The sequence below is a fragment of the Georgenia sp. SUBG003 genome (assembly GCF_000715355.2).
Lineage (GTDB): Bacteria > Actinomycetota > Actinomycetes > Actinomycetales > Actinomycetaceae > Georgenia.
The window spans coordinates 3,965,690-3,975,408 of record NZ_CP180204.1 but is presented as its reverse complement, the minus strand read 5'-3'; the positions used below and the strand labels follow the sequence as shown (position 1 = coordinate 3,975,408).

12 protein-coding genes, 1 tRNA gene and 4 pseudogenes are annotated in these 9,719 nt (G+C 72.0%); 6 read left to right on the top strand and 11 right to left on the bottom strand.

From position 1 onward, the window contains the following. Positions 1–104 precede the first annotated feature (104 nt). Positions 105–632: an LLM class flavin-dependent oxidoreductase gene (locus DA06_RS21575; protein ID WP_418608151.1), complete on the bottom strand. Its 528-nt coding sequence runs from the start codon at positions 630–632 to the stop codon at positions 105–107. 399 nt (positions 633–1,031) lie between these two features. Between DA06_RS21575 and DA06_RS21570 the strand changes: the two are divergent. Both DA06_RS21570 and DA06_RS21565 read left to right on the top strand, forming a co-directional pair. Further along, positions 1,032–1,199 (top strand): annotated as a pseudogene (locus tag DA06_RS21570) (hypothetical protein); the annotation flags it as partial. Between the two features lie 781 nt (positions 1,200–1,980). Beyond that, positions 1,981–2,268 (top strand): ATP-binding protein, encoded by a 288-nt coding sequence (locus DA06_RS21565; protein ID WP_052437035.1) that lies wholly within the window; start codon positions 1,981–1,983, stop codon positions 2,266–2,268. 96 nt (positions 2,269–2,364) lie between these two features. Here the strand turns inward: DA06_RS21565 and DA06_RS21560 are convergent, their stop codons facing one another. The 5 genes and pseudogenes from DA06_RS21560 to DA06_RS21540 all read right to left on the bottom strand — a co-directional run bounded on the left by DA06_RS21560 (position 2,365) and on the right by DA06_RS21540 (position 5,396). Beyond that, a complete protein-coding gene (locus DA06_RS21560; RefSeq protein WP_418605990.1) occupies positions 2,365–2,817 on the bottom strand; it encodes a helicase-related protein in 453 nt (150 codons plus the stop codon). Between the two features lie 186 nt (positions 2,818–3,003). Then, positions 3,004–3,570 carry a hypothetical protein gene (locus DA06_RS21555; RefSeq protein WP_418605989.1) on the bottom strand — a complete coding sequence of 189 codons (567 nt, stop codon included), beginning with the start codon at positions 3,568–3,570 and terminating at the stop codon, positions 3,004–3,006. A 176-nt stretch (positions 3,571–3,746) separates the two neighbouring features. Continuing rightward, positions 3,747–4,511, bottom strand: coding sequence for an ABC transporter substrate-binding protein (locus DA06_RS21550; protein ID WP_418608150.1), 765 nt, complete (start codon positions 4,509–4,511; stop codon positions 3,747–3,749). A 27-nt stretch (positions 4,512–4,538) separates the two neighbouring features. After that, positions 4,539–4,894, bottom strand: a pseudogene (locus DA06_RS21545) (carbon starvation CstA family protein); the annotation flags it as partial. A gap of 262 nt (positions 4,895–5,156) precedes the next feature. Continuing rightward, positions 5,157–5,396 (bottom strand): BMP family lipoprotein, encoded by a 240-nt coding sequence (locus tag DA06_RS21540; protein WP_418605988.1) that lies wholly within the window; start codon positions 5,394–5,396, stop codon positions 5,157–5,159. Positions 5,397–5,467: 71 nt separating this feature from the next. Between DA06_RS21540 and DA06_RS21535 the strand changes: the two are divergent. After that, a pseudogene (locus DA06_RS21535) lies at positions 5,468–5,770 on the top strand (WhiB family transcriptional regulator); the annotation flags it as partial. A gap of 376 nt (positions 5,771–6,146) precedes the next feature. Further along, positions 6,147–6,347: a hypothetical protein gene (locus DA06_RS21530; RefSeq protein WP_418605987.1), complete on the top strand. Its 201-nt coding sequence runs from the start codon at positions 6,147–6,149 to the stop codon at positions 6,345–6,347. 162 nt (positions 6,348–6,509) lie between these two features. On the opposite strand, the gene DA06_RS21525 is transcribed toward DA06_RS21530, so the two are convergent. The 3 genes from DA06_RS21525 to DA06_RS21515 form a co-directional block, all read right to left on the bottom strand. Further along, positions 6,510–6,582: transfer RNA gene (locus DA06_RS21525), tRNA-Lys, on the bottom strand. Between the two features lie 308 nt (positions 6,583–6,890). Continuing rightward, positions 6,891–7,190, bottom strand: coding sequence for a hypothetical protein (locus DA06_RS21520; protein WP_418605985.1), 300 nt, complete (start codon positions 7,188–7,190; stop codon positions 6,891–6,893). A gap of 240 nt (positions 7,191–7,430) precedes the next feature. After that, positions 7,431–7,523, bottom strand: coding sequence for a hypothetical protein (locus DA06_RS21515; protein ID WP_418608148.1), 93 nt, complete (start codon positions 7,521–7,523; stop codon positions 7,431–7,433). 65 nt (positions 7,524–7,588) lie between these two features. Between DA06_RS21515 and DA06_RS21510 the strand changes: the two genes are divergently transcribed. Next, positions 7,589–7,753: a hypothetical protein gene (locus tag DA06_RS21510; RefSeq protein WP_418608147.1), complete on the top strand. Its 165-nt coding sequence runs from the start codon at positions 7,589–7,591 to the stop codon at positions 7,751–7,753. A gap of 227 nt (positions 7,754–7,980) precedes the next feature. Here DA06_RS21510 and DA06_RS21505 read toward each other — a convergent pair. After that, positions 7,981–8,271, bottom strand: a pseudogene (locus tag DA06_RS21505) (DUF2071 domain-containing protein); the annotation flags it as partial. A gap of 181 nt (positions 8,272–8,452) precedes the next feature. Further along, positions 8,453–8,656 carry a hypothetical protein gene (locus DA06_RS21500; protein WP_418608369.1) on the bottom strand — a complete coding sequence of 68 codons (204 nt, stop codon included), beginning with the start codon at positions 8,654–8,656 and terminating at the stop codon, positions 8,453–8,455. On the opposite strand from DA06_RS21500, the gene DA06_RS21495 reads away from it, so the two are divergent. Then, on the top strand, positions 8,639–9,688 hold the full coding sequence (locus tag DA06_RS21495; protein WP_418608367.1) for a hypothetical protein: 1,050 nt from the start codon (positions 8,639–8,641) through the stop codon (positions 9,686–9,688). The genes DA06_RS21500 and DA06_RS21495 overlap by 18 nt on opposite strands. Positions 9,689–9,719: the final 31 nt, after the last annotated feature.

Genomic DNA, 9,719 nt, shown 5'->3' with positions numbered 1-9,719 from the left:
TCCATGCGCGTGACCTCCAGGAGGGGCCGCGGCCCCCGTTGTCCAGGTAGGCGGCGACCACCGAGCGCAGCGTCTCGTGAGGCTGGTTGATGGTGATCATCCCGTCAGCCCACGCTGCCACGCGGGCCGCGCTCGCGGCGCTGATCGCCGCGACCAGCGGGACCGGCTCCGCCGGCAGGTCGTACAGGCGCGCACGGTCCACCCGGACGAGGCCGTCGTGGCTGACCTCCTCCCCCGGCGTGCAGGCGGCGGATGACGTCCACGCACTCCTCCAGGCGCCGCACCCGGGTCTCCTTGTCGGGCCAGCGCTCGCCGGTGACGTGCTCGTTCATCGCCTGCCCCGAGCCGAGCGCCACCCAGTACCGCCCCGGGAACATCTCGCCCAGGGTCGCCGTCGCCTGGGCGACGATCGCGGGGTGGTAGCGCTGGCGGGCGCGTTGACCGACCCTTCCGCAGGTCGGCGAACGTGGTGCGCCGCTCCTCCCTGAGGGTCTGCCGGATCTCGTGGATGCGCTCGCGGCGCCGGTGGTCAGGACCTGGCTGAGCACCGCGTGCGCCTCGTCGTGCCCGCCCCCTTCGCTACCAGGTGCGGTGACTCCGGGGATCTGCAGCGCCAGCACGCCGTACGCCACCGCGGGGGATGAGCTCGGTCCAGAACATCCAGCGCCACGCCTCCTGGCCGAACCACAGCGGCTCCGCCGCCCCCGCCGGCCACGCCGGCGAGGAACGCGTCGGAGAGCAGGGCGATGAAGATGCCCGTGACGATCGCGAGCTGCTGGAGCGACCCCGAGCCTGCCCCGGATGCTCGCCGGCGAGATCTCCGCGATGTAGGCCGGTGCGATCACCGAGGCGGCTCCGACCCCCCAGGCCACCCACCACCCGCCAGAGGATCAGGTCCCAGGGGCCGAACGCGAGCCCGGACCCGATGCTGGTCCTGGTGTTCACTCTCCTGGTGCCCTTCGGCGCGTTCGGCGGAGCGACGGCACCTACGAGCAGGCGCACGCTTTCCTCACGCACCCCCCCTCGTCGCGCTCGGCGTGTGCGTCGCGCTCGGCCTGGTGCTGTGGCACTGCTGCCACCGGACATACCACGCTCTGCACGATCTCGGCCTGCACCCGCCGGAGGTCGTCCGCGCAGCGATCTACGGTGTTGCGCTCCTGACGCCCGCGATCGGGTTCGCACTCTGCCTCGCGGCCTGATAACACGACGGCGGCGCCGACGACGCCCACTCCCTCGGTGCGACAGAGCCGGCCCGGCGGCGCGGTGCACCGGGGCTGGTCCGCGGCCGCGCCCGCACTCCGGGCTCGCGTGCCCGGCGATGAAGATTCGATGAAGGTTTCGTCCGTCTACGGCCGGCGACGTGCCGGCCGGAGGTGGTGACGGCGCGGGCTGCTGCGCCCGTTCGGCAGGATGTGCGGCATGAGTTCGACCGACCGTGGTACCCGGGTGCTCGTCGTCGAGGACGAGGCGCCGCTCGCAAGACTCGTCGTGAGCTACCTGGAACGGGAGACCTTGCGGCCGGGTCGTGGAGCTCGTCGAACCGCGGCTGGTTCACGACCCTGCGCTCGTGGGCTCCCGTGCCGGTTCGACAGATCCTCGGGCTCATCCGCGCTCCGGACGTCCTGGTGATGCGGAAACGCTGAAGTCTCGAGCCGATGACGCGGTACGGCAGGACAGGCGCGAGACATCGCCCTTGCGGGGGCACGAGCACTTGTGCAGGCATGGCGTGGAGCCGGCGCGCGTGGAGATGCTCTGTTCTTCGGGCGTGCGGGGGTTATCCGGCGTGCTGGCGTGCTGGCGTGCTGGGTTGGTCGTCGTGGCGGGTCCCGCGCTGCCTGCCGGGCCTCAGAACGGTGGCTCGCCGTTGGCGAGGAGGTCGGCCCAGCGGGTGGTGGCTGCCGGGGTGCCGGCGGCTCTCCGAGCTGCACGACCTGCTCGAGACGGTGGGGGGCGACCACCCCGCTGGCGGCCGAGGACCTCATGATGTTCGAGACGGCGGTCATCGAGGTGGCCGGGAACGTCGTCGAGCACGGGCGCCCCGAGGGCAGGGTGGTCTACCGCTTCCGGCTCGCGGTGCTGCCCGACCGGGTGGTGGCACGTCTCGAGGCCGGCCAGGAGGTCGACGGCGACCCCGGCGCCCCCGGCCTTCCCGACCCGCTCGCCGAGCAGGGCCGCGGACTCGCCCTCACGCGGGCGGTGCTGGACGAGTTCTCCTACGAGCGCCTCGACGGCACGAACGTGTGGCACCTGGTGCGCTACCGGCGCTGAAGTCTCGCGCCGGCACCTTCTCGCTTCCGACACCTTCCTGCCGGCGCGTCCTCCCTGCGAGGTGCGGGGGAGGGTGTGGGTAGGTCTCCACCGGCGTCAGGCGCCCAGAACGAGGGCCTTGTTGATGAGGGACCAGCGGGGCATGTCGTCCCAGTCGACGAAGGTCACCGCGGTGCCGGTGTTGCCCGCGCGGCCGGTGCGCCCGATGCGGTGCAGGTAGATCTTCTCGTCCTCGGGGCACTGGTAGTTGACCACGTGCGTGACGTCGTCGACATCGATGCCGCGGGCGGCGACGTCGGTGGCGACGAGGACGTCGATCTTGCCGGCGCGGAAGGCCCGCAGGGCCTGCTCGCGGGCGCCCTGGCCGAGGTCGCCGTGGATGGCGCCCGAGGCGAAGCCGCGCTCGGCGGCGATGGTCGACCCGCACCTGGCATCGACGTCCACCTCGGACGGGTCCGCATGCAGCGCGAGCTCCGCCAGCATGCCCCGCCAGGACATCCGCGCCTGCAGCGCTACCGACCGCCCGACCGGCAGCACCTCGATCGCCACCGGCGCCGGCTCCGCCGCACGCCACGCCCCCCGGCACCGGATCCGGATCCGGTCCCTGAGCAGCCGCTGCAGCCTCGTCGTCGAACATGCGTACAACGTTAGCGGCGGTCCCGACGGCCTGGGCGGACCTGGACCGGTCGACGGCGCACCTGCACCAGCTGCTGCGGGCCCGAGGGGTAGCCGCCGTCAGGCGTGGCCGATCTTCCTTCCGTCGGCGCGCCAGGCGACGACGGCGGGACGGGGGAGCGAGCCGCCGCCGTCGGGCCAGTGCGAGAGACGGTTCTCGAACGAGGCACCGTCGAGCTCGCCCGGGTGCTGCACGCACACCATGACGCGCTCGTCGGTCACGAGCGGCCCGCAGGTCTCCGCGCCGGCGCTGCACCGGGTCAGCGGGATGATGCGCCGCGGGAGGCGAACGTGCCGATCTGGTCCCGGTTGGCGTAGATGAGCTCGGGCGGCTGCCCCGAGGCGACGGCGGAGAGGAACTGCTGGATGTCGAGGTCGCCCTCGATCAGCTCGACCTCGACGTCCTCGCCGAGGCCTCCTTCGTCCGGTCGACGCGGGTGGTGGCGATCTCGTCGCCGGCGCCGAACCCATGACGTCGAGGGAGCCGCTCAGCTCGGCCTCGGGGTCGAAGTCGCCCCCCGCGCCCGTCCCGTCGTCGGAACCTCCACCGGTCCCCTGCGCACACGCTCCGAGAGCCAGAGCGACGGCGGTTGCTCCGACCGCCAGACGAGCGACCGTTCTCCTCATCGACCCACACCTTCCAGGTCCGTGGGGCATCGCTGCCCGTTCCACCCGGCGCTCCGTCCGGCGCCGGCCTTTTCCGACGGGTCCGTCGGAAGCCTCACAGTGACATAGAAGCGCCTCACCTGCACCAGAACCACCAGTTCCCGATTCGGCGTGTTGATGCGGATATGTGCCACTTCTCACCCGTCGGTAGCGTCCAGCAGCTCGGAGTTCGCCATCGTGACCTGGATGGAGTTGAACTCCGGGATGCCGTAGACCTCGCCGTCGAACGTCACCTGCTCGAGCGCGGGGTCACGGAAGTCGTCCGTGACGATGCCCTCTCCCTCGATGCACCGGGTCAGCGGGATGATGGCGCCGCGGGAGGCGAACGTGCCGATCTGGTCCCGGTTGGCGTAGATGAGCTCGGGCGGCTGCCCCGAGGCGACGGCGGAGAGGAACTGCTGGATGTCGAGGTCGCCCTCGATCAGCTCGACCTCGACGTCCTCGCCGAGGGCCTCCTTCGTCCGGTCGACGCGGGTGGTGGCGATCTCGTCGCCGGCGCGAAACCCATGACGTCGAGGGAGCCGCTCAGCTCGGCCTCGGGGTCGAAGTCGCCCCCCGCGCCCGTCCCGTCGTCGGAACCTCCACCGGTCCCCTGCGCACACGCTCCGAGAGCCAGAGCGACGGCGGTTGCTCCGACCGCCAGACGAGCGACCGTTCTCCTCATCGACCCACACCTTCCAGGTCCGTGGGGCATCGCTGCCCGTTCCACCCGGCGCTCCGTCCGGGCGCCGGCCTTTTCCGACGGGTCCGTCGGAAGCCTCACAGTGACATAGAAGCGCCTCACCTGCACCAGAACCACCAGTTCCCGATTCGGCGTGTTGATGCGACCGAGTACACGCCCCATGCAGACTCGCCCAGGGCGTTGACGACCACCACGCGAGGATGGCGACGATGATGATCATGATCGCCAGGGTCGCGAGCAGGCGGCCGTGCCACCGACGACGCCGAGCTCCTCGCGGGCCATCTGCCCCGAGCGACCGCCCGCCGCGGCGCATCGAGAAGAACATGACCAGGTAGTCCTGGACGGCACCGGCCAGGACGCCGACGATGATCCAGACCGTCCCGGGCAGGTAGCCCATCTGCGCGGCGAGCACGGGCCCGACCAGAGGCCCGGCGCCGGCGATGGCGGCGAAGTGGTGGCCGAAGAGGACCCGGCGGTCGGTCGGCATGTAGTCACGGCCGTTGTTGTTGTACTCGGCGGGGTGGCGCGCGAGTCGTCCGGCCGGGTGACCTTCCGCTCGATGTACTTGGCGTAGAACCGGTACGCGATCAGGTACGTGCTCACGGCCGCGAAGACGAACCAGATCGCGTTGATCGTCTCGCCGCGGGAGATCGCCAGGACGGACCAGGCGACGCCGCCGAGCAGGGCGATGGCCGCCCAGAGGGAGGCTTGGTGATCCCGCGCAGTTCTAGCTTCGCTTCCGGGCTCCGTCCCGTTCGGCAGGCGCCGTCTTCTCTGGGGTACCGCGGGTCGCCACGGTACCGGGGCCCGCGCGTGACGGCCCGGCCGACGAGGGCCGGCGTCAGGGTGTTCCGTGCTCAGACGGTCACGGGGCGTTCGTCGTCTCCACGGTGATCTCGCCCGAGACGATCTGCTCCTGCAGCTGCGCGACCGCGTCCTTGACCTCCTGCGGCACCTCGGCGTCGAAGTCGTGGAACGGAGCCAGGCCCACGCCCTCGTTCTCCAGCGTGCCGACGTACGGCTCGTTGGAGAAGTTGCCCTCGACGGACTCGGTGATCGTGTCCTCGACCGCCTGCCCGATCTCCTTCATGACCGAGGTCAGCACGATCTCGCCGTACTCGGTGGACTCGTACCAGTCGGAGTCGACGCCGATGATCTTACGGCGTCCGGTTCTCCGTGTGTGGCTTGGGGCATGCCGTAAGGCCCGTCGTTCCGACGACGCCGACGGGCCGGCGCCCAGCCTTCGGTCCGGCCGACGCGCCGCCGTGTACGAGGAGGACCAGCGTGATCGATGACCGGACGTGGGCGGGCTCCGCCGCGTGTGCGCAGACCTCGCCCGACACCCTGTTCGTGCGGGGAGCCGCGCAGCGGACCGCCCGCGAGCTCTGCTTCTCCTGCCCGGTACGCATGGCCTGCCTGGTCGAGGCGCTCTCCAGCGCCACCGAGTTCGGCGTCTGGGGCGGCATGACGGAGCGGGAACGCCGTGCGATCCTCAAGCGGAATCCCGGCGTGCACGACTGGGTGAGCTGGCTCGCCGAGCACGGCCACGAGGTCGAGACTCCGCGGACGCCCTACGGGCCGGGCGAGACCGTGGCCCACGCGCGTGGACACCCACCTGGAGGAGGGACTCGACCCCCGACGACGTCGACCGGTGGGTGCAGACGGCCTCGATCCTGCACTCCAACGGTGACGCCCTGGACATCGCGGTCAAGGACGACCGCATCGTCGCGGTCCGGGGCGCGCCGGCGACAGGGTCAACCACGGCCGGCTCGGGCCGAAGGACCTCTTCGGGTGGCAGGCGAACGCCTCGCCCGACCGGCTCACCCGGCCGCTGGTCCGCAAGGGCGGCGAGCTCGTGGAGTCGTCGTGGGACGAGGCGATGGACCTGGTCGTCGGTCGTACCAAGGAGCTGCTCGAGGAGCAGGGCCCGAGCGCCGTCGCGTTCTACACCACGGGCCAGCTCTTCCTCGAGGAGTACTACACGCTCCCGACGCGTCACCCACTTCGGCGCCCGTGCCGCGAGGCCGGGGGGCGGGTCCCGGTTGCGGTGGCGTAGGCGGCCATGGGCCGAGCGTGCGCCCCCTGCCTTGGAACCATCAGGGTGCCGACTGCGGTTTCGCCGTGGTTCTCGCCGAGCGGGCGGGCACGCCGACCGGGACCGGCGGTAGGCGAAGAAGAAGGTCCCCGCCCCGCGGAGCGGGACAGGGACCTTCGGAAGTACACCGCCTGGGACTCGAACCCAGAACCCACTGATTAAGAGTCAGTTGCTCTGCCAATTGAGCTAGCGGTGCTCGGTGCGAGAAGTGACTTTACTGCACCGCACTGGAGGCCTCAACCCGGGACGGCTCCACGGACGGGTGATGTCCGGCACACCCGCGCGGAAGCGCCCGGGGACGCGTCCGCGGCGCTCGGGACCGGGACGGCCGCACCACCCGCCGGGCCCGCCCCCGTGGCGAGACGGCGCGGGTCCGCAGACCACCCACACCACGCGCGGCCACACCTGCTGCATGGTCGGGGCGACCTTCTCCCACACCCACGCCCGCACCGTCGGGACGAGGAGGACGACGCCGATGATCGCCAGCACCAGCGACGGCGAGGATCACCGAGCCCGACGGCGCGGCTCAGCGAGCCGGCCGACCCCGGTCACCAGCGCGACCGCCACCAGCAGGAGCACCGTGGTGATGAACTGCGAGAGCTGCACCAGCCCCACCGTGGCGACGGCCATCGGCGTGGAGATCCGGGCCTTGTTGAGGAAGCGCAGGTTCAGCGCGGCCGGGCCGATGCCTGCGGGGGCCACGAGCGAGATGACGGACGCCGCCACCTGCACGAGCATCGTGCGCCACACGCCCAGGCGTTCCGGCGAGAACGCCACCAGCCCCATGGCCGGCGGAACTGTCACGTCGTTCCTGCGGAAGACCGTGGCGCGGGGCCTGGCGTGCCCGTGCCGCCCATCAGTCGCGCAGGGACGCGACGTACTCCTGGACCTCGTCGTAGGCGGGGGAGCAGACCCTGCTCCTTGTCGAGGAGATCCGGTGCGGCGGTGTCCTTGTCGGAGAGCAGCAGCTCCAGCGGCGCGCCGTCACGTCCGGTGGTCGGCCACTCGATCCCGACCGTGGGGCACAGCGGGTTGACGCCGTGCTCACGGCCGGGCGCGTAGGGGGGCCGAGCAGAGGTACACGACGGTGGAGTCGTCCTCCAGGGCGCAGAACGCGTGGCCGAGGCCCTCGGAGATGTAGATCGCGCGGCGGTCGACGTCGTCGAGAAGGCTTCGGCGGCCAGGTCGTCAAGGCCGGCGAGATCATCGTCCGCCAGCGCGGCCACCCACTTCCACCCCCGGCCTCACGTCGGCCGCGGCAACGGACGACACCCTCGTTCGCCCTCGAGGCCGGCGCGGTCGCCTTCGGCAACCGCCGGCCGCAAGGTGGTCGACATCGTCCTGGCCGACGCCTGAGTCGATACTGAACGCCTGGCAGGGGCGGACGGCGCGAGCCGTCCGCCCCTGCTGCATGCTTGACCGAGAACGGACGAGAGGACGACGGCCATGGCCACCTTCGTGGACCGCGTGGTGATCCACGTCGCGGCGGGCGACGGCGGGAACGGCTGCGCCTCCATCCGGCGGCCGGCGTCGGCCCAGACGTACGGACGCCGGCGGCCACGCAGGGCCAGCACCGACCGGAAGCGGGGGCATCGAGGGAGAAGAACCAGATGCCGTCCGAGCCGTCGGGACCGCGGACGTAGGTGCGGAGGTTGATCTCGGTGAACGTGGACAGGTGCGGCACCGCCGGCCCGAGGGAGGGCCGGGCGTGCATGGCGGAAAGGGCGTCGACCACCGGACCCAGCGGCTGGCCGTCGAACGTCGTCGACGGCCAGCTGGTGGGAGCCGGTCCTGGACGGTGGCGGCCGGCAGCGGCCAGTGCAGGAAGGTGAGGTCCTCCCAGCGCTGGAGGCTCAGCGGGCGCCGGACGCTCCGGTCCGGCCACCGTCCGGACACCGCAGGACCGTCGGGTCAGTAGCCGGTGCCGGACGGGTAGTCGGTCCCGGAGCCGGAGGATCCCTGGATGCGGTCCTTCGGCGGATGCCGCTCTCCGTCTACACCTGGGCGGTCCGCAGCAGGAGGGGCGCCGCCGCGGAGCGGTGGAGCGCGCACCTGCCGCTCTGTGACTACTCCCCCCGAGCTCGTCGCGCTGCGCGAGGCCGCCGCGCGGGCGTCCCGGCGCGCTTCATCGACCTCGACCTCGCCGAGCAGTCCGCCCTCGCACCCGGGACTTCGACCCGGACGCCGAGGAGCCGCTGCAGGACGAGCACCACTACCGCACCAGCGCCCGCCTCCAGGCGCTGGCCGAGCAGGTGGGCTGCCGCGATCACGAGGACCTCTGGGAGCACCTCTTCGAGGCGGACGCCACCGAGGTGACCACCGCGGAGCACACCGCCCGGGTGACGGCGTGGTGCCAGCTGGCCCGGCTGGACCACCCCGCGGCGGAGCTGGACCGGGACGGCACCACCGCCCGCGAGGCCGAGATGTCGACCGACGCGCCACACTCCCCGCTCAACGTGTTCCGCTCGCTCTACGTCGTGCCCGGGACGCAGCTCGAGGACGAGGACCTGCTGCTCGACTCCGTGCTCTCCACAAGGATCGGCGACGAGCACTACCCGGGCGGGACGGAGCCCAGCGAGAACTGGCCCGGAGTGGGGCCCGGGACCACAGGGATCAACAACGCTCTCTCGCCGCGGCACTACGACATGAGCGGCTTCGCGGACGTGCCCGAGGTCGGCCCGGTGCTCTGGGTGCGCGACGCCGACGCGATCGTCTCGGACACCTCGCTGCTCGACCTCGGACACCTCGGCTCGGTCGGGGCGATCCCGGGGTGGCCGGGAGCCGACGTCTACCCCGCGCAGCCGATGGTCCGCCAGATGCGCACGGTGCTCGACCGGTTCGCGGCCGCGGGCGGGCGCTACGAGGAGGTGGTCCTCGAGGGCGTCGGGCACAGCCCGCACCTGGAGGACCCCCGACCGCTTCGCAGAGCTGCTCGCCGGGCTGCTCAGCCGCGAAGGGGTGCGGCCGGCCGCGACCAAGGCCGACCAGGCCCACCAGGTGCGCCTGCTCGCCGCCGAGCTGGGCGAGCACGGCATCCGCGTCAACGGCATCAACCCGGACGGCGTGGTCCGCGGGTCCGGCATCTTCGCCGGGGGGGTGGCCAGCGGGCCAAGGTGTACGGCGTCGAGGAGGCCGAGCTGGGGGAGGTACTACGCCCCAGCGCACCCTGCTCAAGCGGGAGGTGCTGCCCGAGCACGTCGCGGCAGCCGTGTTCGTGCTCGTGGGGGCCGGACCTGGTCCAGACGACGGGGTCTGCACGTGCCCGTGGACTCCGGGGGTGGGCGGCGGCCTTCCTGCGGTAGGCCGCGGTGACGGGTGACGGGTGACGGGTAA

Excerpts from the sequence above, each read along its gene's own strand:
- DA06_RS21565 (WP_052437035.1), top strand. The coding sequence starts at position 1,981 with ATGATGTTCGAGACGGCGGTCATCGAGGTGGCCGGGAACGTCGTCGAG.
- DA06_RS21555 (WP_418605989.1), bottom strand. The coding sequence starts at position 3,570 with ATGAGGAGAACGGTCGCTCGTCTGGCGGTCGGAGCAACCGCCGTCGCT.
- DA06_RS21550 (WP_418608150.1), bottom strand. The coding sequence starts at position 4,511 with ATGATCATCATCGTCGCCATCCTCGCGTGGTGGTCGTCAACGCCCTGG.